Origin of the sequence: Agrobacterium sp. CFBP2214 (assembly GCF_030209895.1) — a bacterium.
Classification (GTDB): domain Bacteria; phylum Pseudomonadota; class Alphaproteobacteria; order Rhizobiales; family Rhizobiaceae; genus Agrobacterium; species Agrobacterium radiobacter.
Map to the genome: position 1 here is coordinate 124,151 of NZ_JARVRC010000001.1, position 23,253 is coordinate 147,403.

Sequence of the window (23,253 nt, forward strand, 5' to 3'; positions counted from 1 at the left end):
TTGTCGGAGTGTCAATTGGCGACGTGGAAGTCGATGAGGTTTTCTGCGGTGGCGCGGTTGAGCGCCATGGGAATGTCATAGACCGTGGCAAGCCGGGTCAGCGCCTTCACGTCAACATCGTGCGGCATGGCTGTCAGCGGATCGGTGAAGAAGATCAGCATGTCGACTTCGCCTGTCGCGATCATCGCGCCGATCTGCTGGTCACCGCCGAGGGGGCCGCTTTTGAGGCGAGTGACTTCAAGTCCGGGACAGGCTTCCTGTACCCGCCCGCCGGTTGTGCCGGTGGCGACGATCCTGAAACCGGCAAGCGCCTTCTGGTGATGACGGGCGAAATCCGCCATATCGTCCTTTTTCTCGTCGTGAGCGATGAGCGCGATACAGCGTTGTCCTTCCATGGTCCCAGCCTGTCCTCAAAGAATTAAATCGATTTGAAGCCTTCTATAACAGCTTGCCGCCATTTGAAAAGGGAAGCTGTTGAATGCCTCATTTCTGTTTCAGTTCAATGTCGGACGCTGGGTCGGAAGCGGAATATCCGAAGGCGGCTGCAGGGCGGGGGCGGCCTGAATGACCTGTTCCACGCTTTGCTGGCGCGCGGCCGGGGCCTGAACCGGCGCTGGAGAATAGGCCTGGGCGGCAATGCCCTGGCGGTTGGCGGAAGGGGCCGCAGCCACGGCAGCGCAGGCGGAAGGCAGGTCGGAGACCATGACCGGACGCGGTTTCACCGGCTTGGCATTGGGGTCCTTTTTCGGCGGCGCCCATGGTTCCTTGCTGAACCACCAGGCAAGCGACTTGTCGCAGCCGTCACCTTTGCCCACGGCCGCCTGCGGTTCGCAATTGGGCGCGCCGGGCGGGCATTCGAGGCGGATGTGGAAATGCTCGTCATGACCATAGATCGGCCTGATCTTGCCCATGAAGGTGCGGTCGCCGGTCCAGGTCTGGCAGAGTTTCTGCTTGATGGCCGGGTTGACGAAGACGCGCTCCACCTGCGGATAGCTTGCCGCCATCATCACCAGCCGGGCATTGAGCGGCGACCATTTGCGGTCATCGACCGTCAGGAACTTGCTCTTGTCCAGCATGGAAACGAAAGGCACCGTTTCGCGCTGCTCCACGGTCAGCCGGGGGGTGGGCATGGGTCGCCACCACACATCGACATCGAGGCCGATCTGGTGCGACGCATGGCCTGTCAGCATCGGGCCGCCACGCGGCTGGGAAATATCGCCGAGCAGCAATCCCGGCCAGCCGATCTTCTGGGCGTCCTGCGAAAATTGCTCGAGAAAAGAAATAAGCTGCGGCTGGCCCCAGCGCCGGTTGCGGGAAAGGCGCATGGCCTGCCAGCCGGGACCATCAGTCGGCATGGCGATGGCGCCGGACTGGCAGCCCTTGGCATAGGAGCCGATCGGCTGCGAGCCCGTGGCGGACGGCAGCGCCATATGGCCGAACACTTCTTTCGCGGGCCTGTCCTCGGCCGATGCGGTTTCCATCTGCAACTGCAGTGCGGAGACGACCGAAATCGCCAGCATGGCCGTCTTGAAAACTCTCGATGATCCCGCCGTCATATAGTCGTGCCCGTTCGATCAGATGATTCTCTTCCCCTCAGGATAAACTGGAACGGGATTTTGTTGAAACCATGTTTCGGCCACTGTCGCCAAAGCATGAGGATAAAGACGCCGATAAAGAGCTTGTGAGGCGGTGCATCTGTTTTTTGCCAATCTTTGTTTTATGCTCTCTCCAACAAACACGAAAACAGGGACATTCCCCCAATGATATTGGCACCACTGAAAGCCCGCTTTCTCATCGCTCTTGCGGCATCCGCCCTGCTGATACCGGCGGCGGCCTCCGCACAATCGGCCGATGTATGGCGAAAGGGGATTTCGACGGTCGGGGAACTGAAACATCCAGATGGCTTCGATCATTTTGACTATGTGAACACCAAGGCACCAAAAGGCGGCACGCTTCGCCTGTCGACGACGGGCACCTTCGACACGCTCAATCCGCTGCTCGCCAAGGGCGAGGCGGCAACGGGCCTTTCGCTGGTTTTCGATACATTGATGAAGTCGACGGAAGAGGAGCTGTCTGCCTCCTACGGCTTGCTGGCCGAGGGGGTGAGCTATCCCGACGATATTTCGAAGGCCACCTTCCGGCTGCGCGCGGAGGCCAAATGGGCTGATGGCAAGCCGGTGACGCCAGAGGATGTCGTCTTCAGCTTCGAAAAAGCGAAGGACCTCAGCCCGCAGCTTGCGACCTATTACATCCATGTCACCAAGGCAGAGGTGAGCGGCGAAAGGGACATCACCTTCACTTTCGATGAAAAGAACAATCGCGAATTGCCGCAGATCGTCGGCCAATTGCTGATCGTTCCCAAGCACTGGTGGGAAGCCGCCGGCCCGGACGGCAAGCCGCGCGACATCTCGCGCGGCACGCTGGAGCCGGTCATGGGCTCGGGCCCCTACAAGATTGCGTCAGTCTCTCCCGGCTCCACAATCACCTATGAACGCCGCGACGACTACTGGGGCAAGGACGTCAATGTGAATGTGGGGATGAATAATTTCAAAACCATCGCCTACACCTTCTTTGCCGATCAGGATGTGGACTTTCAGGCCTTCAAGTCCGGCACCGTCGATTTCCGGCAGGAAGCCTCCTCCAGCCGCTGGGTCACCGGTTATGATTTTCCGGCCGTCAAGGAGGGCCGCGTCAAGAAGGAAGAGCTGCCGAACATCTATCGTTCCGTCGGCATCATGCAGGCCTTCGTGCCGAACATGCGCAGGGAGAAGTTCCAGAACCCGAAACTGCGCAAGGCGCTCAATTACGCCTTTGATTTCGAGGAGCTGAACCGGACTCTGGCCTATGGTCAATTCCAGCGCATCAACAGCTTCTTCATGGGCAGTGAACTGGCCTCTTCCGGACTGCCGACCGGTCGCGAGCTGGAAATTCTGCAGGAGCTGAAGGATCAGGTTCCGCCGGAAGTCTTCACGACAGAATATCGCAACCCGGTCGCCGGTGATCCGGCCAAGCAGCGCGACAATCTGCGCGAGGCGGTCAAGCTGATGAAGGAGGCCGGTTACGAACTGCGCGGCAACCGCATGGTCAATGCGGCGAGCGGACAGCCGCTTGATATGGAGTTTCTGATCGATTCCGCCGGCATGGAAAGAACCATCCTGCCCTATGTCCAGAACCTGAAGAAGATCGGCATCAACGCGACGATCCGCACGGTCGACGCCTCGCAATATACCAACCGCACCCGCAGTTTCGATTATGACGTGATCGTCAAGCTCTGGGCGACCTCGGCGAACCCGGGTAACGAACAGGCGGATTTCTGGGGCTCGGCCGCCGCCGATCGGCAGGGATCCAATAATATTGCCGGAATCAAGAACCCGGCCGTTGATGCGTTGGTCAGGAAGGTCATATTCGCGCCCAACCGGGATGAGCAGGTGGCTGCGGCACGGGCGCTCGACCGGGTGCTGCTGGCCAACAGCTACGTCATACCGCAATTTTACCGTGGCGAGATGTTCATCGCTTACTGGAACACGCTCATTCGCCCGGAAAACCTGCCCGAATATGGTGTCGGTTTTCCTGATGCATGGTGGTCCAGCCAGGCCGGAAACTGACGCCGGCCTTGCTTTCGCGGCAAAGGCTTGATTCACATAGGGCGAGACGAATCGCTTAAAGCGCGCAGGCAGCGCTTTCAGGAAAGGACCGGGTTTGACAGAAACGAAAACCGCTGACGTATCGGCCGGGAGCAAGGGCTGATGGGCGCCTATATCCTCAGACGTCTGGCGCTGATGATCCCGACCATTATCGGCATTATGGGCATTTCGTTTCTTGTCATCCAGTTCGCGCCCGGCGGGCCGGTGGAACAGGTCGTCGCGCAGCTGACGGGGCAGGGCGACAGTGCTTCCGACCGTCTCTCCGGCGGCGGCGATCTTCTCGGCCAGTCCGGCGGCTTCGATGAAAGCGGCTCGAAATATCGCGGCGCGCAGGGGCTCGATCCGGAGCTGATCGCCAAGCTTGAGAAACAGTTCGGTTTCGACAAGCCGCCGCTCACCCGCTTTCTTGAGATGATGTGGAATTACATCCGCTTCGATTTCGGCGACAGCTTCTTCCGAAATTCCTCTGTCATCGATCTCATCATCGACAAGCTGCCGGTGTCGATGTCGCTCGGTTTCTGGATCCTGATCATTTCCTACATCATCTCCATTCCGCTCGGCATCAAGAAGGCCGTTTCCGATGGCTCGACTTTCGATGTCTGGACATCAGGCATCATCATCATCGGTTATGCGGTGCCGAGCTTCCTGTTCGGCATTCTTCTCATCGTTCTCTTCGCCGGCGGCTCGTTCTTCGACTGGTTCCCGCTGCGTGGTCTGGTGTCGGATAATTTCGCGCAGCTGAACTGGTGGCAGAAGATCATAGACTATTTCTGGCACCTGACCCTGCCGCTGATCGCGCTGTCGCTCTCGGCTTTTGCGACGACGACGCTTCTGACGAAGAATTCCTTCATTGACGAGATCAAGAAGCAATATGTCGTCACCGCCCGCGCCAAGGGTCTCACCGAACGCAGGGTTCTTTATGGCCATGTCTTCCGCAACGCGATGCTGATCGTGATCGCCGGTTTTCCGGGTGCCTTCATCTCGGCCTTCTTCACCGGTTCGCTGCTGATCGAGAATATCTTCTCGCTGGATGGCCTTGGCCGCCTTGGTTATCTGTCGGTCGTCAACCGTGACTATCCGATCGTGTTCGGCACACTCTTCATCTTCTCGCTGATGGGCCTCGTGGTCGGCCTGATTTCCGACCTGATCTATACATGGATCGATCCACGTATCGACTTCGAGCGGAGGGACGTGTGATGACACTTGCCCATACCGCAGAAACGGAAACGCTGGTGAAACCGAAGCGCCCGTGGTTTTCGCCAACCACCAAGCGCCGTTGGCAGAATTTCAAGGCAAACCGGCGCGGTTACTGGTCCTTCTGGCTGTTCCTGATCCTGTTTTTCCTGAGCCTGATCGCGGAATTCATCGCCAATGACAAACCCGTCCTCGCCTCCTACAAGGGTGAGATTCTGGTGCCGGTCATGGTCGATTATCCGGAGGAAAAATTCGGTGGGTTCCTGGCCCAGACCGACTACAAATCCTCCTTCATTCAGGATGAGATCAACGCCAATGGCTGGATGATCTGGCCGCCGATCCGTTATTCCTATCAGACGGTCAATTCCAATATTCCGCATTCCGCTCCCACCGCGCCCTTCTGGCTGATGGATGAAAAGGAACGGTGCTCGGCCTATCCGCAGGGCAATGCCGATCCCGGCTGCACGCTCGGCAATCTCAACTGGCTTGGAACGGACAATCAGGCGCGCGACGTCACGGCGCGGATGATCTACGGCTTCCGTATTTCCGTTCTTTTCGGCCTGACGCTCACCATCGCGTCCGCCCTCGTGGGGGTCACGGCCGGCGCCATTCAGGGTTACTTCGGCGGCTGGACGGATCTGCTTCTGCAGCGTTTCATCGAAATCTGGTCGTCAATGCCGGTGCTTTACATCCTGCTCATCATCGCGGCCATCCTGCCGCCGGGCTTCTTCGTGCTGCTCGGCATCATGCTGCTCTTTTCATGGGTTGGCTTCGTCGGCATCGTCCGGGCCGAATTCCTGCGTGCCAGAAACTTCGAATATGTCCGCGCCGCCCGCGCCCTTGGCGTCGGCAACTGGACGATCATGTTCCGGCATCTTCTGCCCAACGCCATGGTGGCAACGCTGACCTTCCTGCCCTTCATCCTGTCCGGTTCGATCACCACATTGACCTCACTCGATTTCCTCGGCTTCGGCATGCCGCCGGGATCGCCGTCGCTGGGCGAGATGATCGCGCAGGGCAAGAACAATCTTCAGGCGCCCTGGCTTGGTCTCACCGCCTTCTTCACCATGTCCATCATGCTCTCCCTCCTTATCTTCGTCGGCGAGGCGGTTAGAGACGCCTTCGACCCACGCAAGACGTTCCGGTGATCGCCATGACGGAAACAAATATTCAGCCGCTTCTCTCTGTCCGTGATCTCTCCGTCGCCTTCCATCAGGGCGGCGCGACCAGCATCGCCGTCGATCAGGTCTCCTTCGACCTGATGCCGGGCGAAGTCGTCGCCCTCGTTGGCGAATCCGGTTCCGGTAAGTCGGTCACGGCGAATTCCATCCTCAAATTGCTGCCCTATCCGGCAGCGAGCCATCCTTCGGGGAAAATCCTGTTCGACGGCAAGGATATGCTGACCCTGCCGGAACGTGCGCTTCGCGCCGTGCGCGGCAACGACATCACCATGATCTTTCAGGAACCGATGACCTCGCTCAACCCGCTCCACACCATCGAGCGGCAGATCGGTGAGATTCTGGAGCTGCATCAGGCGATTACGGGCGCGGAGGCGCGGGCGCGTACGCTGGAACTGTTGCTTCAAGTGGGCATTCGCGAACCGGAAAAGCGCCTGAAGGCCTATCCGCATGAATTGTCCGGCGGCCAGCGGCAGCGTGTGATGATCGCCATGGCGCTTGCCAACCGGCCGAAACTGCTCATCGCCGATGAACCCACGACGGCGCTTGACGTGACGGTTCAGGCCCAGATTCTCGAGCTGCTCGGTGATCTGAAAACGCAGCACGGCATGTCCATGCTGTTCATCACCCATGACCTCGGTATCGTCCGCAAATTTGCCGACCGCGTCTGCGTCATGACCAAGGGAAAGATCGTCGAGACCGGCACGGTGGAGCAGGTGTTTACCGATCCGCAACACGCCTATACCCGCCATCTTCTGGCTGCCGAACCGAAGGGTGAGCCGCCGCTTTCCGACGCCAGCAAACCCGTGGTCATGCAGGGCGACGATATCAAGGTCTGGTTCCCGATCAAGGCGGGGCTGATGCGTCGGGTGGTCGACCATGTGAAAGCGGTCGACGGTATCGATATCACCCTGCGTGCAGGCCAGACGGTGGGCGTGGTGGGCGAATCCGGCTCGGGCAAGACGACGCTCGGTTTGGCTCTCTCGCGGCTGATCGCGTCTGAGGGACGTATCAGCTTCATCGGCCAGTCGATCGACCACTATTCCTATGAAATGATGAAGCCGCTCAGAAACCGGCTGCAGGTGGTGTTTCAGGACCCTTACGGTTCGCTCAGCCCGCGCATGTCCGTAGGCGAGATCGTCGCCGAGGGCCTGAAAGTGCATGAGCGATCTCTTTCGGCCGACGAGCGCGATACCCGTGTGGCCACTGCGCTGGAAGAGGTCGGCCTCGATCCGGCCACCCGCTGGCGGTATCCGCATGAGTTTTCCGGAGGCCAGCGCCAGCGCATCGCCATTGCCCGCGCCATGGTGCTTAAACCCCGTTTCGTCATGCTGGATGAGCCGACATCCGCGCTCGACATGAGTGTGCAGGCGCAGGTGGTCGATCTCTTGCGCGATCTCCAGGCAAAGCACGAGCTGGCTTATCTCTTCATCAGCCACGATCTGAAGGTGGTGAAGGCGCTTGCCAACGACCTGATTGTCATGCGCCACGGCAAGGTGGTGGAGAGCGGTCCGGCGGCGGATATTTTCGCCAACCCGCAGCAGGACTATACCAAGGCGCTGCTGGCGGCGGCCTTCAATATCGAGGCGGTGAAAACGAAAGCGGTCAGCCAGTAGGGCGCGTCGAATTTTCCATTAAGGCAATGATTTTTCTGTTGCTTCGCGGAAAATGCCGACCCATGTTGCGATGGACGTGACATGGAAACGGATTGATTGCGATGGCAGCGGATGTGGTCGTTTTGGGAGCGGGGATCATCGGGGTCTCTGTCGCTTTGCAACTGGCCCGGAGGGGCAAATCGGTAGTGCTGGTGGACCTGCGCGGACCGGGCGAAGAGACCTCTTTCGGTAATGCGGGGCTGATCCAGAGAGAGGGCGTGGTACCTTATGGCTTCACGCACGACCTTGCGCTGCTGCTGCGCTATTCGCTGAACAACAGGATCGATGTCCGTTATAGGCCCTCTGCCCTGCCGAGAATGGCGCCTTTCCTCGGCCGTTACTGGTATAATTCCGCAGCCATGCGGCATGCCACGATCGCTCGCGCCTATACGCCGCTGATCGAACATTCAGTTTCCGAGCACAGCATCCTGATCGACGAGGCTAAGGCCGGCGATCTGATCGTGAAAAATGGCTGGATGCAGGCCTATAGGACCGCCGCAAGGCGGGACGCTGATTATGCCTTTGCCGAGCGTCTTTCGCGCGAGCACGGCATATCCCACACCAAACTCGATGCCGAAAAGCTGGCCGCGGCCGAACCGCATCTCAGCCGGGATTTCGTCGGCGGGCTGAAATGGGATGACCCGTGGTCGGTGCTTGATCCGCACGCGCTGACGCTTGCCTATGTCAAACTGTTTGAAAGCCTCGGCGGAACTTTTGTCCGGGGCGATGCCTTCACCCTCAGCCAAACGACAAGCGGCTGGACGGTGCGCACCGAGACCGGCGCAATCGAGGCCGAACATGCCGTCGTGGCGCTCGGTCCCTGGGCGGATACCGTCACGGAACGGCTGGGTTACCGTTTCCCGCTTGGCGTGAAGCGCGGCTATCACATGCATTATGCGCCCCAGGAGGGCACGAAGCTCAATAACTGGCTGATCGATGCCGAGCGTGGGTATTTCCTTGCGCCGATGCGCAAGGGTATCCGCCTGACGACGGGTGCGGAATTTGCCGAGCGCGATGCACCGAAATCTCCCGTGCAGATCGAGCGGGCGGAACGGGTGGCGCGCACCGTCTTTCCTCTTGGCGGCAGGCTGGATGCGGAACCGTGGATGGGCGCGCGGCCCTGCACGCCGGATATGATGCCGATCATCGGCAAGGCACCGCGTCATAAAACATTGTGGTTTGCTTTCGGACATGCCCATCACGGCCTCACGCTTGGGCCGATCACCGGCCGTGTGCTGGCGGAAACCATGCTGGGCGAAACGCCTGTTATCGCCATCGACGCCTATCGCCCGGAAAGGTTCAATCCCTGATAGCTAAATCCGCTGGCCTTCCGGGGACAGGCCACGTAACATGGTCAAGTGCAAAGGGGAAAAGGGGCAAACGTCATCATGGTGGCGAGGTTTCTCATCTATCAGCAGCAGGACGATTTTCGTTAGCGACCTTCGCTGCGCATGAAACGAGATGGAAACGGCTTGCTGGTGCATGATGGATGATATTGAAAACGCAAAGAAATTTTTCGCCGATAACCCCGATATCGAAATACTTGAAGCTTTCGTCATAGACGCGAATGGTGTGCCGCGCGGCAAGTGGATTCCGCGCGAACGGGCAATCGACGTTCTTGAAAAGGGAATGGCTATCCCCCGTTCCGTTTATGCGTTGGATATATGGGGGCGGGATGTGCATGCCGCAGGTCTTGCGGAGGGCACGGGCGATCCCGATGGTTTTTGCTTTCCCGTTCCCGGCACGCTGTCGCGGGTCACATGGCTTGGCAGGCCGACAGCACAGGTTCTGCTGGCGATGAAAAATCCGGATGGAACCGGTTTTTATGGCGATCCCCGGCACGTTCTGGCGCAGGTTCTGAGCGCTTATAAAAAGGCCGGCCTCACGCCGGTCGTGGCGACCGAACTCGAATTTTACCTGATCGATCCCGTCCGCTCTGCACTTGACCCGGTCCGTCCGCCGCATAGCCGCGAGGGCCGGTGGCATACGGGCCAGACACAGGTTCTGTCGATTTCCGAATTGCAGGATTTCGAGGATGTCTTCCATGACATTGCCACAGCCTGCCGGGCGCAGGGCGTTCTTGCCGATACGACGCTGCGCGAAAACGGCCCCGGACAATATGAAATCAATCTCAACCATGTGCCGGATGCCTTGCAGGCCGCCGATTTTGCCGTTTTCCTGAAGCGCATCGTCAAGGGCGTGGCGCGCCGGCACGATCTCGACGCGACCTTCATGGCCAAGCCTTACGGTTTGCAGGCCGGCAACGGCATGCATGTGCATTTTTCCGTTCTCGATAGGGACGGCAGGAACATCTACGCCGGGGAAAATGGCCCGTCGGATGCGCTGATGCATTCGGTTGGCGGCCTCTTGGAAAACATGGGGGAAAGCATGGCGATCTTCGCGCCCCATGCCAATTCCTATCGCCGGCTGACCCCCAGCGAACATGCGCCAACCTATGCCTCCTGGGGCATCGACAACCGCTCGGCGGCGGTGCGTGTCATCGTTGCCAGCAAGGCGGCGACGCGTATCGAACATCGCGTCGCCGGTGCCGATACCAATCCCTATCTCGTTGTCGCGATGATCCTGAGCGCCGCGCTTGCCGGCATGAAGGAGAAACGCCAACCCGGCGGCGCGATTGCCGGCGACAGCCACGCGATCAACCACGAGCCGCTGCCCACCAACTGGGACTATGCATTGCAGCGCTTCACGCGATCGAGCTTTGCCTATGCGACGCTCGGCCAGAAGTACCGGACGCTATTTTCCGCCTGCAAACAGCAGGAGCTTTCCGAATTTTCCCTGCGTGTAACCGACGTCGAATATGACGCCTATATCAGGACGGTGTGAGATGGCTGAGGTAACGAACATTCCCAATCCCGGCCACACATCCTCCTGGTACGCGGCCTCCGCCAATGTCAAATCCGTGCGGCCGACACTTGAAGGCGCGCTGGAAGCGGATGTCTGCGTCATCGGCGGCGGTTTCACCGGCATTTCCGCAGCGCTTGAACTCAGTGAGCGCGGCTATTCCGTCATCGTTCTTGAAGGTGTGCGGGTCGGCTTCGGCGCTTCGGGTCGCAATGGCGGCCAGATCGTCAACGGCTATAGCCGTGATCTCGAGACCATCGCCGGCCGTTACGGGCACGAAAAGGCGGTGAAGCTCGGAGAAATGTCGCTTGAAGGCGGCGCGATCATCCGCAGCCGCATCGCGAAATACGCCATCGACTGCGATCTTGTCGATGGCGGTTTCTTTGCCGCCTTTACGCCGAAACAGATCCGCGAAATGGAAGCTCACAAGGCCCATTGGGAAAAACACGGCCATGGCGGGCTCGAAATGGTCTCCAAGGCGGATGTCGGCCAGTATGTGAAGACGGACCGTTATGCCGGCGGTATGATCGACCGCCTCGGTGGCCACATCCACCCGCTCAATCTGGTGCAGGGGGAAGCGGCGGCGGCTGAAAGCCTCGGTGCTCGGATATTCGAAAATTCGCGGGTCATTGCGGTAGAGCAGGGGGAGAACCCCGTCGTGCGGACCGCGACGGGCAGTGTGAGGACGAAATATGTTCTCGTCTGCGGCAATGCCTATCTCGGCACATTGCTACCGGAAATCGGCGAGCGGATGATGCCCGTCTCAAGCCAGGTCATGGCGACGGAGCCGCTCGATGCCGACCTGATTGAGGAGCTTCTGCCCGCCGATTATTGCGTCGAGGATGCCAATTACATTCTCGATTATTACCGCCGCACCTCGGATAATCGCCTGCTCTATGGCGGCGGCATCGGTTATGGCGGCAGCGACCCTGCCGATCTGACGGGCGTGATCCGGCCGAACATGCTGAAGACCTTCCCGCAACTGGAAAAGACGAAGATCGACTTCGCCTGGAGCGGCAATTTCGCGCTGACCCTGACGCGCATCCCGCATATGGGCAGGCTCTCGGACAATATCTATTTTTCGCATGGCGACAGCGGCCATGGCGTCACGACCACGCATCTGCTTGGCAAGATATTGGGCGAGGCCGTTGCCGGTCACGCTGAACGTTTCGATATCTGGAGTTCGCTGCCGAACTATCCGTTCCCGGGCGGCAAGACGTTCCGCGTGCCGCTGACCGTGCTTGGTGCATGGTGGTACGGCATGCGCGACAGGCTCGGATTTTAGAACGTTACCGCCTTCAAACCGGAAAGTGCGTTCTTCGCAATATCCTCGGGTGTGGTGTCGATGCTGACGGTTACGACGCCCGGTTCGCCAGTCGGCACTTCCAGCGTGGCAAGCTGGGTCTGCAGCAGCGAAAGCGGCATGAAATGGCCCTTGCGTTCACCCATGCGCCGGCTGAGAAGTTCCAGGCTGCCATCCAGATAAACGAAGGCAAGCGGGCCGCCGGTAGCCTTGCGAAGCCGGTCGCGATAGATTTTCTTGAGCGCCGAGCAGGAAACGACGACACCGTTATTTTCGCTGCCCTTGCGCAGTTCCGCGCCGATCAGATCGAGCCAGGGCCAGCGATCTTCGTCAGTCAGGGGAATACCCTCGGACATTTTATCGACATTGGATTTAGGGTGAAGCTTGTCGCCCTCGATGAAGGCAATACCCAGTTTTTCCGCCAGTTCCTCTGCGACCGTGGACTTGCCAGAGCCGCTCACTCCCATCACGACAATTGCCTGTGTCACCCGAACCTCTGATATTTCTGTTTCGACGGTCAGCCCCTAACATGTGCGGCAGATATCGGGAATATAAAAATGCGGGGCTTGCCCATGTCAGTGCCCGGTTTTGCGGGCCGCGGCTTTTTCCAGCGCGGAAAAGCCGGTGTGAATCAGGATCGCCAGCGCCGCAACGATAAGCCCGCCCTGCAGAATGAAGGCGAGGTTGTTGGATTGCAGACCGGCAATGATCACTTCACCGAGCGTATGCGCCGCGACTGTCGAGCCGATGGTAGCGGTGGAAAGGCTGATGACCGCCGAAAGCCTGATGCCCGCCAGAATGGCCGGAAGGGCGAGCGGCAATTCCACTTTGAGAAGCCGTTGCCAGCCGGTCATGCCGCTGCCTCTCGCGGCATCCATCACGGTGGCGGGCAGGGTGGTCAGCCCTGTCAGCGTATTTTCGAAAACCGGCAGCAGCGCGTAGAGAAACAGCGCTATAAGCGTTGGTTTTTCGCCAAAACCGATTATCGGTACGGCAAGCGCCAGCACTGCCACGGGCGGAAAAGTCTGGCCGATATTGACGATGCTGCGCGAGAGCGGCAGGAAATCCGTCCCGAATGGCCGGGTGACGAGAACCGCAAGCGCGCCCGCCGTGAGTGTGGCGAGCCCGGTCGCAATTGCGACTGTGGTGAGATGCGACAGCGTCAGGGAAAAGAGATTTGCCTGCGTGTAGATTACCGGCGCATTGGCCTGCACGAGAGGGCGGAACAGGGGTGCGAAGATCTGCGGCACGGCAAGGAAGATGATCAGCGCCAGCGTCAGAAAACCGAGAGCAAGGAAGGATAATGCGTTTTTCATGGAATTCCGGCGGCACGCTGGAGGAGAACGTCACGCCGTACCCGGCCGGCGGGTTGCCCATTGTCTTTGACTATCGGCAAGGCGTCGCAGCCCGCCCATAACATTGCTGATAGGGCGTCGCGCTGGCTTGTATGTTCGTTGAGCGGTTCGCCCTCTGCGTTTCCCGGCTCCACGACATCGGCAACGGAGAGAACAGAAAGCAGTTTCAGGGCCCGTTCGTTTTCGCCGATCATGGTGGCGACGAAATCCGTCGCCGGTTTCAGCACGAGCTCAGCTGGTGGGCAGTCCTGCACGATCCGGCCCTTGTCCATCACGGCGATACGATCCGCCAGATGAAAAGCCTCGTCCATATCATGGGTGACAAGAACGACTGTGACGCCGAGCTTCTTCTGGATATCGAGAAGATCGTTCTGGGCCTTGGCGCGGATCACCGGGTCCAAGGCGCCGAAGGGCTCGTCCATCAGAAGAATGTTGGGTTCTGCGGCCAGCGCACGCGCCACGCCGACACGCTGCTGCTGACCGCCTGAGAGTTCATGTGGGAAACGGTCGGCATAGAGCGCGGGGTCAAGCTGGAAGAGGTGCATCAGCGCATCGATCTTGGCCGCGATGCGCTTGCGGTCCCAGCCGATCAGCTGCGGCACGGTCGCGATATTTTCGGCGACCGTCCGGTGCGGAAACAGGCCGTGGCCCTGAATGGCATAGCCTATCTGGCGGCGCAGTTTGAAGCCAGGTATCGTACTGACATCCTCTCCGTCGATCCGGATCATGCCGGAGGTTGGCTCCACCAGCCGGTTTATCATGCGCAGCAGGGTGGTTTTTCCCGACCCCGAGGTGCCGACGATGACGGTGACGGTGCGCGGCGCTACCGTTAGCGATACCTGATCCACGACGGTCGTATCGCCATATCGTTTCGTGATGGTGTCGATCTCGATCATGCCTTTTGCCTTCCGCCTGCGCTGAAGAGATTGCTGTCGATGAGGGCATCGAGGGTGATCGCGGCGGCAAAGCCGAGAAGAACGGTGGGCACGGTGCCAAGCAGCACGAGATCCATGGCCGTCTGCCCGATGCCCTGAAACACGAAAACGCCAAAACCGCCGCCGCCGATCAGGGCCGCGATCGTCGCCAGCCCGATATTCTGCACCAGCACGATGCGAATACCGGTGAGGATGACCGGCATGGCCAGCGGAAATTCCACCCGCAGCAGCCGTTGCACCGGTGTCATGCCAAGGCCGCGCGCCGCTTCCCGCACCGCCTGCGAAACCCCGGCAAGGCCGACCACCGTGTTGGAAACCACCGGCAGCAGCGAATAGAGAAACAGCGCCACGAAGGCGGGCGCCATGCCGATGCCGACAATGCCGATCTTCGCTGCACCCGGGACCGTGGCCGCGATCCATCCGAGCGGCGCGATCAGCAAACCGAAAAGGGCGATGGAGGGGATGGTCTGGACGATATTGAGGGTGTTCAGCACCCCCGCCCGCAGCCGTTCGACCTTGTAACAGAGGATGCCGAGCGGAATACCCGCGATGGTCGCCGCGATCAGCGAGCCGATGGCAAGCTCCACGTGCCGCAGGGCCTCGGTCCAGAATATATCGGCCCGGCCGGTATATTCCTTGATGATGGAGAGATCGTTCCAGAGGCCGCTTGCCAGCACCGCCGCAAGCGCGGCCATGGCCACCAGCAACAGTAAAATCCGAACGGCGGGCTTCGGCTGGAGACGCGCAATACAATCCGTGGTGAGCAGAGCCAATCCGGCAAATATCAGCCAGAAACCGCTGGCGGGCGAAACGCGGGCAAAGCCATTACCCTGCGGCGTGAGGAAAGACGCCGCCTGGCCGACAAAAACCGCCAGTGCAGCAAGGCCGGCCAGCGCGACTGTGAGCTTCAGTCGCGCGGGAAAGCGGAAAAATGCGATGAAAGCCGCAAGGAGAATGATGGTGGTGAGAACGGCGGCAGCCGCAGCCGGAAGGGCTTCGAAGACCGTTCTTGTTTCGCCCTGAACGATCCGGTTTGCGCGGAATGTCATGAAGGGCGATATAAAAAGCGCATAAAGAAGCAGGCACGAAATCAGTACGCCCACCTTGTCAGGCCATTTCGTCAAATCCAGCTTCCCTCCCCTGGGTTAGGGCGGGACCAGGAGAACGCTTCCGTTCCCGCAGCCCGCTGCAGCGCTGCGAGTGTTACTTGACGAAACCGTTCTTGGTCAGAAAGTCGAGCGCCACGGTCTTGGCCTGTTCGCCGCTCACCTGCACGCGGGCGTTCAAATCCTGCAGCGTTGCCAGATCGAGCTTTTCGAACACCGGTTTCAGCAGTTCCTCAATATTCGGGTGCTTTTTGAGAACCTCTTCGCGAATGATCGGTGCAGGCTGATAGACCGGCTGCACATGCTTGTCGTCCTCCAGCACCACAAGCCCGGAGGGGGCGATGCCGCCATCCGTGCCATAGACCATGGCTGCATTGGCGTTGTTCGTCTGGTTGGCGGCGGCGGCGATCGTGGCCGCGGTGTCGCCGCCGGAAAGCGTGATCAGCTGGTCAGGCTTCATGGTGAAGCCATAGGTGGTCTGAAATGCAGGCAGCGCAGCGGCGGAATTGACGAATTCGGAAGAAGCGGCAAGGACCACCTCGCCGCCGCCGGCAACATATTTGCCGAAGTCGGAAAGCGTCTTCAGATTGTTTTTGTCGGCGACATCCTTGCGCAGCGCAATTGCCCAGGTGTTGTTGGCCGGAGATGGTGTCAACCAGACGATCTTGTTGGCATCGTAATCGAGCGTTTTGGCCTCTTCATAACCCTTGGCGGCATCTTTCCAGAGTGGATCGTCCGCCTTGGAGAAAAAGAAGGCGGCGTTGCCGGTATATTCAGGATAAATGTCGATTTCGCCCGCGGTGATCGCTTTTCGCACAACCGGTGTGGCGCCAAGCTGGATGCGATCTGTCGTTTCGATCTTGTTCTGGTTCAGGATAGCGAGAATGATGTTGCCAAGAACGCCGCCCTCCGTGTCGATCTTCGACGACACCACCACCTGCGCCTGAGCGATGGAAACAGAAAAGGCAAGCGCAAGTCCGGCGCCCGTCAACGTCATCAAGCGGTTCATGAATGTTCCTCCGGTGGGTCAGCCTGCCGAACAGGCGAAAGATCGCCGCCGCAATTGCGGCGAAGTATCAACGACCGGAAAGAAAAAAGGTTGCACGCCATCCGCATTTTCGCGTCGATGGCTCCCGTCGGTGCCGATGGCCGCTTTCGTCAGGCTTCGTCGTCCCGCTTGCGCGCATCCTTGCCCATGACGAGCGGCATGAGAACGGAGAGGAAGAGAAGCCTGATGACGTGGTGGGAGCCGACATAGGCGGTATCGGCATGCATCATCACTGCCATCGCCGCCATGGTTTCCAGGCCACCCGGTGAATAGGCGATCATGACGGCATTGAGCGGGACGCCGGTCACACCGGAAATCATCCAGGCAATGCTGCCGGCAATCAGCATCACGGCGATTGTGACGACGAAACCCGCCAGAAAGCCTTTCCGCACGTCCATCAGCGAGACATTCGAAAAGCGTGTGCCGATAAGGCAACCGATCAGCACGTAAACCGGCAGGCTGAGCCAGGTGGGAACACCACCCTCGGTAAGGCCGGTAATGTGGGTGCTGATGGAAATGGCGACGCCGCCCAGCAGCAGTGCGGCCGGAAACTTCCAGCGCAGGAAAAGCCAGCCGGTCAGAAGCGAGGCGCCGGTGGTCAGCGCCAGCGTGAACAGGCCCATTGGCGGGTTGGTGACAAGCGGTTCCGTGCTGACGAGATCGAAATATTCCACGATCAGCGGCACGGAAAGTGTTAGCGCCAGCACCCGCACACTTTGCACGATGCTGACGGTTGCAAGGTCGCTTTTCGTCTCGGCACCAAGGCTGATGATATAGCTGAGATGACCGGGAGAGGCGCCCAGCATCGCCGTTGTCCGGTCGTAACCGAAGCCGTAATGCAGGATCCAGTAAGCGACATAGAGCATGATGACGACAGCGACGAGCACGACGACGAAGCTCACGGGCCAGGTCTTGGCGGCGTCTATCACGGAGGGCGTCACGCTCGTTCCCATCGAAATGCCGACGACGACGAAACAGGCATTGCGGATGAAAGCGGGAACGCCAAGCCTTATGCCGGCGAGCCCCGTGATCGTCACCGCAAGCGCCGGGCCGGACAGAAAGGGTGCCGGGATATCGATGAGGCTGGCGAGCAGCGCACCTATGCTGCCGATGAGCGCAGTAAGCGCAAATGTATGGAATTCAGGCTTGATGATCATTGCGACGCTGATTGGTTGCTTGAAAAAGCTCGTGACCAAATGCGCCGCTTCCGTTCGCGACGTCAACACGCGGGATCAAAAATATTATATTTCGCGCGTCTTCCATAAAAGAAAAGCCCGTGACCTCAAGGACACGGGCTATGACAATTGCCGAGGAGGAAATGGGATGATCAGGCAGCCGGAAGGGCAGCGACCTTCGGCATTTCCGTGTCCAGGCCAAGCAGGAAGTTGATCTGCGGCCGAGCCTTGACGAGATCATCGATCGAGTATTCCGCCAGAACGTCAAAAAACGCATTGAGCGCCTTGCGAAGCGCCGAGTTGAGGCCGCAGCTGTCCACAAGCGGACATTCCACAGCGCCATCTTCGAAGCATTCGGCCATGGCGAAGCTGTCTTCAGTCACTCTCACCACGTCGAACAGACTGATTTTTTCAGCGGGTTTGCCAAGGCGCACGCCGCCGTTACGGCCGCGCACGGTTTCCACCAGGCCCGCCTTGTTGAGCGGCTGCAGGATTTTGAACAGGAACAGCTCCGAAACGCCATAGGCTCTGGCGATCTCAGGAATGCGGCTCAGATGGCCTTCATTGGCGGCGCAATACATCAACATGCGAACGGCATAGTTGGTCTGTTTGGTCAAGCGCATGCTGGTCTCCTAACTCTCAATGTGGAGTTATATAGTCTCTTTTTCAGTTTAGAACAATTCCAGAAACTGAAAAAACTGGCACCCATCAGATATTTCTTAAACAGCCTTGTTGACCGTCCTGATGATTCATGAACAAACAAGTCAAGAATCGGAATGTAATGGAGGCATTCATAATGGCAAGCTTGAAATCATACTTTTCCGCTGCCGTTTTTTCAGGGCTGACGATCCTTTCCTTCGCGCCCGCCGCTCTGGCAGAGGGGGAGGTTAACGTCTATTCCTATCGCCAGCCTGAATTGATCCAGCCGCTGCTCGATGCCTTCACCAAAGAAACCGGCATAGAGGCGAATGTACTTTTCCTCGACAAGGGGCTGGTCGAACGCATCCAGGCCGAGGGTGTCAATTCACCCGCAGATGTGCTGCTGACGGTTGATATCGCCCGCCTCGTCGAGGCGAAGGAAGGCAAGGTTACCCAGCCGGTTCTGGGCGATCCCGTCATCGAAAAGGATATCCCCGCCAACCTGCGTGATCCCGAGGGCGAATGGTTTGGTCTCACGACGCGCGGTAGGGTTGTCTACGCTTCGAAGGAGCGGGTGTTCCAGAAGGACATCACCTATGAGGAACTTGCCGATCCCAAGTGGAAGGGCAAGATCTGCATTCGCGATGGCCAGCATTCTTATAATATCGCGCTGATCGCCTCGATGATCGCCCATCACGGCGTCGATTATACCCGCACGTGGCTGACGGGTCTGAAGAACAATCTCGCCCGCAAGCCTGATGGAACAGACCGCAGCCAGGCGAAATCGATCTTTTCCGGCGAGTGCGATATCGCGCTTGGCAATACCTATTATGTCGGCCTGATGTTGACCAATGATCGCGAGCCGGAAGAAAAGGAATGGGCGGGATCGGTGCGGGTGATCTTCCCCAATGCGGGTGATCGCGGCACACATGTGAATATTTCCGGCATGGCGCTGACGAAATACGCACCCAACAAGGACAACGCGCTGAAGCTCATGGAATTCCTGGCCTCTCGCGAGGCGCAGGAAATCTATGCCAAGCAGGTCTTCGAATATCCGGTGCTGCCCGGTGCCGAGCCTTCCGACGTGGTGAAGGGCTTCGGTCCCATCCATCCCGACAAGCTGCCGCTGACGGATATTGCCGCCCATCGCAAACAGGCGTCGGAGCTGGTGGATGAGGTGGGTTTCAACGACGGCCCGACCAACTGACGTCGTTTTCGCAATACCGGCGGGTCAGTTACCCGCCGGCTTGTTGTCCAGTGAAGCGTTGTAGTCGAGGATAGCCTTGCGCCTTTCCGGCGTTCCGGGATGGGTGGAGACAATGCTGGTGCCGCCCTTGTCGCCCAGTTTTTCTTCCAGCAGCGCGAAGAAGCGTTCGATGGCAGTGGGGTCAAGCCCGGCCTTGCGCATCAGTTCCACGGAGCGCTGATCCGCCTGCCGCTCGGCATCGCGCGAGTGCGATAGCGCCAGAAGGCCGCCGCCCTGGGTAAGAATGTCCTCCATGGCCGAACCGACATCGCCGGCAATCAGCATGACAAGACCGGCAACCCCGGCGGCGCGGTATAGCTGCCGCAGGCTGTGCTCATATTCGACATGGCCGATTTCATGGGCGAGAACCCCGGTGATCATCTGCCTGTCGTTGCCGGCCAGCTCCACCAGCTCGTCCGTCAATACCAGCGTGCCATCCGGCAGTGCAAAGGCATTGGGGCCGATGTAACCGCCCTTGCGGAAATTCAGCTTGTAGTCGTCAGGCGAACCTTCCGCATGGGCGGCGATCCGGGCAAATTCAGAGCGGATGGCGTCCTGCTCTTCCTGCGGAAGTTCGCTTGGAGAGAAGACTGCCTGGTCGAGGGCCTGCATGGTACTGGCAGACATGACCTGCGGAACGATCGGCGGGGTTACCGCGACCGCCAGTTCCACGAGTGCCGGAAGCGCCAGCTTGTAGGTGCCGTAAGCCAGAAGAACGGCTGCGGCGGTGATGCCGATCAGCCGCGGGCGAAACTGTTCCAGCCAGTGCACGAAACCGGATCGCTTGGTAATGTGCTGGCCAAGCAGCCGGTCCACGCCGTCATTGTCGCGGGTTTCGAACAGCGACCCGTCGGGAAAATGCAACTCCCGGGGGATGGTGCCGACCCGGTGGCTGATCTCGACCGTTTTTATCTCGGCCTGGGTTCTGACGTGGTTGTCCTTCGCATCGAGCACGAGAAGGACCGTGCCGCCAAGCTTCAGCCTGGCGGCACTGGAAAGGTTGGAGCGAGCGGCATGCCACTCGCCCGAAACGGTTTCTCCGGTGTCAGAAACCAAATTCGAAACCTTCCATATCCATATATTCGGCACTGACGGCGGCACCCGTTGCTTCCATCGAGGAGAGGACCTCGCCCACATCGCCGTTGAAACGGATTGCCGTGCGCTCCACGGTATAACGCGCTTCGCGCACCGCCGCCCACGGCCGCATCAGACCAAGGGTGAAAACGGTGACGATCAGGTTGGAGATGACGATCCAGAGATAGCGGCCGCGATGCAGGTCGCTGTGCAGGTCATGCTTTCCATCCAGCAGCATGGAGGAAATGACGACATTGCGAACGCCGGTGCGATAAACCACGCCGGCCAGGCCATAGACCAGAAATGCGCCGAAAACGCCCACATAGAGCGATGCGAGCGCCGTGGCCATGGCGGTAGTCTCGTCCTCGAGCATCGCACTGTTCGCCGCAAAGGCTGCAAGGCCGAAGAAGCCGACCACGATGCCGCCGATCACCACCATGATCGCGGGAATGATCCAGGCGCGATAGAGCTTGCCAATCTTGGGGTCGGCGCTGAAGGGGCGGTCGCCATAACGCAGGTTGCCGAAAATATAGCGGTTTGCCCAGCGGCTGGACAGCGGCGCCAGAATGCCGAAGGAGAAGAACGCAACGAGGCTGCCAAGCAGGATGGAGACAAAAGCGCCCCACGCCGTGCCGACAAAATCAAAACGCACATTGCGATAGCTCGTCACCCGCGCATTGAAACGAATGCTGCGCGTGATCAGCCATGGAAAGAAGATCATCAGCAGGATTGCCGGCACGAAGACCAGGAACGGATGGATAAGACCGATGAGCTGCGAGATGACGATGAAGGCAAAGGCGATCAGGCGGCCCTTGAAGATTTGCCCGCCGGTGGCGTGGTAGCCGAAAGCGCGGCCGGCCAGCACGGTGTTGCCGTTGAAATAACGCTTGCGGCGCACCTTCGCCCAAGCGGAATAAATGCCGATGGTGACGATCGTCAGGAGAATATTGACGATCCAGATTCCAAAATATTCCTTGGCATTTCCGCTGAACGAGCCGCGTTCGATTGCGCGCTGATCCACGCTGACAGAGATGTCACTCATAATGGTCCCTCATGGCATGCCCCTCTCCGGGCAGATTGAGTTGCAGGCTTCCCCGCTATCGTCGGTTTGGCGGCGTCCCCACGCCGCAACGGCTGTCTTACGCCATAACATCTTTAAGTGGAAATATTTTGAAGGAAAAACTTGATGATTTTGGTTTTCTTTTAATCAAAAAAGCCCCGCTGCAAAAACAGCGGGGCTTTTTTCCGATTGCCGGATTTTCGGCTTATTTCATCGTCGGCATGACGAATTCGGCACCCGACTTGATGCCCGACGGCCAGCGCGAGGTGATCGTCTTGGTCTTCGTCCAGAACTTGATCGAATCCGTGCCGTGCTGGTTGAGATCGCCGAAGCTCGAAGCCTTCCAGCCACCGAAGGAGTGATAGGCGAGCGGAACGGGGATCGGAACGTTGATGCCGATCATGCCGATGTTGACGCGGCTTGCGAAGTCGCGGGCAGCGTCGCCGTCACGGGTGTAGATCGCAACGCCGTTGCCGTACTCATGCTTCATCGGCAGTTCGAGCGCGTCTTCGTAATTCTTGGCGCGAACGACGGACAGAACCGGTCCGAAGATTTCGGTCTTGTAGATGTCCATGTCAGGGGTGACGTGGTCAAACAGGCAACCGCCGACGAAATAACCGTCTTCATAACCCTGCAGCTTGAAGTCGCGGCCATCGACCAGCAGCTTCGCGCCCTGTTCAACGCCGCTGTCAATCAGGCCCCTGACGCGCGTCTGCGCTTCCTTGGTAACGAGCGGGCCCATATCGGCCTTGTCGTCGGTATAGGGGCCGATCCTCAGGCTTTCGATCTGCGGGATGAGCTTTTCAACGAGGCGGTTTGCCGTCTCCTCGCCAACCGGAACCGCAACGGAAACAGCCATGCAGCGCTCGCCGGCCGAACCGTAACCGGCGCCCATCAATGCGTTCACGGCCTGATCGAGATCGGCATCCGGCATGATGATCATGTGGTTCTTCGCGCCGCCGAAGCACTGCGCGCGCTTGCCGTTCATGGCGGCGGTGCCGTAGACGTAACGGGCGATCGGCGTCGAGCCAACGAAGGAGACCGCGCCGATGTCAGGATCGGTCAGGATGGCGTCGACGGCACCCTTGTCACCGTTGACGACGTTGAGGATACCGGCCGGAAGACCGGCTTCGATCATCAGTTCGGCAAGGCGGATCGGCAGCGACGGATCGCGTTCAGATGGCTTCAGGATGAAGGCGTTGCCGCAGGCAATCGCCGGGGCGAACATCCACATCGGGATCATGCCGGGGAAGTTGAAGGGCGTGATGCCCGCGCCGATGCCGACCGGCTGGCGGATCGAATACATGTCGATGGCCGGGCCTGCGCCCTCGGTGAACTCACCCTTCTGCAGATGCGGAATGCCGCAGACAAATTCGCAGACTTCGAGGCCGCGGACGATATCGCCCTTGGAATCCTCGACGGTCTTGCCGTGCTCACTGGAGAGGAGCACCGCCAGCTCGTTCATGTCGCGGTTCAGAAGTTCGACGAACTTGAAGAAAACGCGGGCGCGGCGCTGCGGGTTGGTGGCGGCCCACTTGGGTTGCGCAGCCTTGGCGCTTTCCACGGCGGCGCGCAGCTCGGCTTCGCTCGCAAGTGCGACAGTCGCCTGCACTTCCCCCGTGGCCGGGTTGTAGACATTGGATGTGCGGCCGCTGGTGCCGGGCACATGCTTGCCGTTAATGAAATGACCGATTTCCTTCATGGGTTTTCCTCCAGAATGTGATGGCGCAGCATTACCTTTCGATTTGCACAAATCAATCGCCTGAAATAAGCATCCAT

20 protein-coding genes are annotated in these 23,253 nt (G+C 59.3%); 8 read left to right on the forward strand and 12 right to left on the reverse strand.

Going from position 1 to position 23,253, the window contains the following annotated elements; all coding sequences use genetic code 11:
- Positions 1 to 11: 11 nt before the first annotated feature.
- Positions 12 to 395: a methylglyoxal synthase gene (locus QRN60_RS00590; RefSeq protein ID WP_003507338.1), complete on the reverse strand. Its 384-nt coding sequence runs from the start codon at positions 393 to 395 to the stop codon at positions 12 to 14.
- A gap of 99 nt (positions 396 to 494) precedes the next feature.
- The gene (mepA, locus tag QRN60_RS00595) at positions 495 to 1,556 is read right to left on the reverse strand and encodes a penicillin-insensitive murein endopeptidase (RefSeq protein WP_129567250.1); all 1,062 of its coding nucleotides are present in this window, start codon (positions 1,554 to 1,556) and stop codon (positions 495 to 497) included.
- A 204-nt stretch (positions 1,557 to 1,760) separates the two neighbouring features.
- Here mepA and QRN60_RS00600 point away from each other — a divergent pair, with 204 nt between their 5' ends.
- The 7 genes from QRN60_RS00600 to QRN60_RS00630 all read left to right on the forward strand — a co-directional run bounded on the left by QRN60_RS00600 (position 1,761) and on the right by QRN60_RS00630 (position 11,818).
- The gene (locus QRN60_RS00600; RefSeq protein ID WP_129564653.1) at positions 1,761 to 3,605 is read left to right on the forward strand and encodes an extracellular solute-binding protein; all 1,845 of its coding nucleotides are present in this window, start codon (positions 1,761 to 1,763) and stop codon (positions 3,603 to 3,605) included.
- Positions 3,606 to 3,746: 141 nt separating this feature from the next.
- The gene (locus tag QRN60_RS00605) at positions 3,747 to 4,841 is read left to right on the forward strand and encodes a microcin C ABC transporter permease YejB (RefSeq protein ID WP_080865723.1); all 1,095 of its coding nucleotides are present in this window, start codon (positions 3,747 to 3,749) and stop codon (positions 4,839 to 4,841) included.
- Positions 4,841 to 5,986 (forward strand): ABC transporter permease, encoded by a 1,146-nt coding sequence (locus QRN60_RS00610; RefSeq protein WP_003507348.1) that lies wholly within the window; start codon positions 4,841 to 4,843, stop codon positions 5,984 to 5,986. The genes QRN60_RS00605 and QRN60_RS00610 overlap by 1 nt, the downstream gene beginning before the upstream one ends.
- Positions 5,987 to 5,991: 5 nt before the next feature.
- The gene (locus QRN60_RS00615) at positions 5,992 to 7,632 is read left to right on the forward strand and encodes an ABC transporter ATP-binding protein (protein ID WP_080866508.1); all 1,641 of its coding nucleotides are present in this window, start codon (positions 5,992 to 5,994) and stop codon (positions 7,630 to 7,632) included.
- Between the two features lie 101 nt (positions 7,633 to 7,733).
- Entirely contained in the window at positions 7,734 to 8,981 is a 1,248-nt protein-coding gene (locus QRN60_RS00620) for an NAD(P)/FAD-dependent oxidoreductase (RefSeq protein ID WP_129564652.1), read from the forward strand.
- 172 nt (positions 8,982 to 9,153) lie between these two features.
- Entirely contained in the window at positions 9,154 to 10,515 is a 1,362-nt protein-coding gene (locus tag QRN60_RS00625) for a glutamine synthetase family protein (protein WP_060727103.1), read from the forward strand.
- Between the two features lies 1 nt (position 10,516).
- The gene (locus QRN60_RS00630; RefSeq protein ID WP_003507355.1) at positions 10,517 to 11,818 is read left to right on the forward strand and encodes an NAD(P)/FAD-dependent oxidoreductase; all 1,302 of its coding nucleotides are present in this window, start codon (positions 10,517 to 10,519) and stop codon (positions 11,816 to 11,818) included.
- Here QRN60_RS00630 and QRN60_RS00635 read toward each other — a convergent pair.
- The 7 genes from QRN60_RS00635 to rirA form a co-directional block, all read right to left on the reverse strand.
- Positions 11,815 to 12,303 (reverse strand): gluconokinase, encoded by a 489-nt coding sequence (locus tag QRN60_RS00635; protein WP_003507357.1) that lies wholly within the window; start codon positions 12,301 to 12,303, stop codon positions 11,815 to 11,817. The two genes, QRN60_RS00630 and QRN60_RS00635, sit on opposite strands and share 4 nt — an antisense overlap.
- Positions 12,304 to 12,411: 108 nt before the next feature.
- Positions 12,412 to 13,152 (reverse strand): ABC transporter permease, encoded by a 741-nt coding sequence (locus tag QRN60_RS00640; RefSeq protein WP_113076048.1) that lies wholly within the window; start codon positions 13,150 to 13,152, stop codon positions 12,412 to 12,414.
- Entirely contained in the window at positions 13,149 to 14,087 is a 939-nt protein-coding gene (locus QRN60_RS00645; protein ID WP_113076049.1) for an ABC transporter ATP-binding protein, read from the reverse strand. Before QRN60_RS00645 ends, QRN60_RS00640 begins: the two co-directional genes overlap by 4 nt.
- A complete protein-coding gene (locus QRN60_RS00650; protein ID WP_165000554.1) occupies positions 14,084 to 15,250 on the reverse strand; it encodes an ABC transporter permease in 1,167 nt (388 codons plus the stop codon). The genes QRN60_RS00645 and QRN60_RS00650 overlap by 4 nt, the downstream gene beginning before the upstream one ends.
- Positions 15,251 to 15,329: 79 nt before the next feature.
- Positions 15,330 to 16,241 (reverse strand): glycine betaine ABC transporter substrate-binding protein OsmF, encoded by a 912-nt coding sequence (gene osmF, locus QRN60_RS00655; protein ID WP_129564651.1) that lies wholly within the window; start codon positions 16,239 to 16,241, stop codon positions 15,330 to 15,332.
- Between the two features lie 149 nt (positions 16,242 to 16,390).
- Positions 16,391 to 17,437, reverse strand: coding sequence for an AbrB family transcriptional regulator (locus QRN60_RS00660; RefSeq protein WP_111781480.1), 1,047 nt, complete (start codon positions 17,435 to 17,437; stop codon positions 16,391 to 16,393).
- A 170-nt stretch (positions 17,438 to 17,607) separates the two neighbouring features.
- Positions 17,608 to 18,078 (reverse strand): iron-responsive transcriptional regulator RirA, encoded by a 471-nt coding sequence (rirA, locus tag QRN60_RS00665; protein ID WP_003507367.1) that lies wholly within the window; start codon positions 18,076 to 18,078, stop codon positions 17,608 to 17,610.
- A 173-nt stretch (positions 18,079 to 18,251) separates the two neighbouring features.
- Here rirA and QRN60_RS00670 point away from each other — a divergent pair, with 173 nt between their 5' ends.
- The gene (locus QRN60_RS00670) at positions 18,252 to 19,301 is read left to right on the forward strand and encodes a Fe(3+) ABC transporter substrate-binding protein (RefSeq protein ID WP_236773465.1); all 1,050 of its coding nucleotides are present in this window, start codon (positions 18,252 to 18,254) and stop codon (positions 19,299 to 19,301) included.
- A gap of 24 nt (positions 19,302 to 19,325) precedes the next feature.
- Here QRN60_RS00670 and QRN60_RS00675 read toward each other — a convergent pair whose 3' ends face one another.
- From QRN60_RS00675 to QRN60_RS00685, 3 genes are all read right to left on the reverse strand, one after another.
- Positions 19,326 to 20,396, reverse strand: a complete 1,071-nt coding sequence (locus QRN60_RS00675; RefSeq protein WP_020809674.1) for a M48 family metallopeptidase — start codon at positions 20,394 to 20,396, stop codon at positions 19,326 to 19,328.
- Positions 20,386 to 21,456: a YjgN family protein gene (locus QRN60_RS00680; RefSeq protein ID WP_060722771.1), complete on the reverse strand. Its 1,071-nt coding sequence runs from the start codon at positions 21,454 to 21,456 to the stop codon at positions 20,386 to 20,388. Before QRN60_RS00680 ends, QRN60_RS00675 begins: the two co-directional genes overlap by 11 nt.
- A 223-nt stretch (positions 21,457 to 21,679) precedes the next feature.
- Complete coding sequence (locus tag QRN60_RS00685; protein ID WP_020809675.1) at positions 21,680 to 23,176, reverse strand: CoA-acylating methylmalonate-semialdehyde dehydrogenase; 1,497 nt, start codon at positions 23,174 to 23,176, stop codon at positions 21,680 to 21,682.
- Positions 23,177 to 23,253: the final 77 nt, after the last annotated feature.

Coding starts and splice junctions, on each gene's coding strand:
- QRN60_RS00590 (WP_003507338.1), bottom strand. CDS start 395: ATGGAAGGACAACGCTGTATCGCGCTCATCGCTCACGACGAGAAAAAG.
- mepA (WP_129567250.1), bottom strand. CDS start 1,556: ATGACGGCGGGATCATCGAGAGTTTTCAAGACGGCCATGCTGGCGATT.
- QRN60_RS00600 (WP_129564653.1), top strand. CDS start 1,761: ATGATATTGGCACCACTGAAAGCCCGCTTTCTCATCGCTCTTGCGGCA.
- QRN60_RS00605 (WP_080865723.1), top strand. CDS start 3,747: ATGGGCGCCTATATCCTCAGACGTCTGGCGCTGATGATCCCGACCATT.
- QRN60_RS00610 (WP_003507348.1), top strand. CDS start 4,841: ATGACACTTGCCCATACCGCAGAAACGGAAACGCTGGTGAAACCGAAG.
- QRN60_RS00615 (WP_080866508.1), top strand. CDS start 5,992: ATGACGGAAACAAATATTCAGCCGCTTCTCTCTGTCCGTGATCTCTCC.
- QRN60_RS00620 (WP_129564652.1), top strand. CDS start 7,734: ATGGCAGCGGATGTGGTCGTTTTGGGAGCGGGGATCATCGGGGTCTCT.
- QRN60_RS00625 (WP_060727103.1), top strand. CDS start 9,154: ATGATGGATGATATTGAAAACGCAAAGAAATTTTTCGCCGATAACCCC.
- QRN60_RS00630 (WP_003507355.1), top strand. CDS start 10,517: ATGGCTGAGGTAACGAACATTCCCAATCCCGGCCACACATCCTCCTGG.
- QRN60_RS00635 (WP_003507357.1), bottom strand. CDS start 12,303: ATGGGAGTGAGCGGCTCTGGCAAGTCCACGGTCGCAGAGGAACTGGCG.
- QRN60_RS00640 (WP_113076048.1), bottom strand. CDS start 13,152: ATGAAAAACGCATTATCCTTCCTTGCTCTCGGTTTTCTGACGCTGGCG.
- QRN60_RS00645 (WP_113076049.1), bottom strand. CDS start 14,087: ATGATCGAGATCGACACCATCACGAAACGATATGGCGATACGACCGTC.
- osmF (WP_129564651.1), bottom strand. CDS start 16,241: ATGAACCGCTTGATGACGTTGACGGGCGCCGGACTTGCGCTTGCCTTT.
- QRN60_RS00660 (WP_111781480.1), bottom strand. CDS start 17,437: ATGATCATCAAGCCTGAATTCCATACATTTGCGCTTACTGCGCTCATC.
- rirA (WP_003507367.1), bottom strand. CDS start 18,078: ATGCGCTTGACCAAACAGACCAACTATGCCGTTCGCATGTTGATGTAT.
- QRN60_RS00670 (WP_236773465.1), top strand. CDS start 18,252: ATGGCAAGCTTGAAATCATACTTTTCCGCTGCCGTTTTTTCAGGGCTG.
- QRN60_RS00680 (WP_060722771.1), bottom strand. CDS start 21,456: ATGAGTGACATCTCTGTCAGCGTGGATCAGCGCGCAATCGAACGCGGC.
- QRN60_RS00685 (WP_020809675.1), bottom strand. CDS start 23,176: ATGAAGGAAATCGGTCATTTCATTAACGGCAAGCATGTGCCCGGCACC.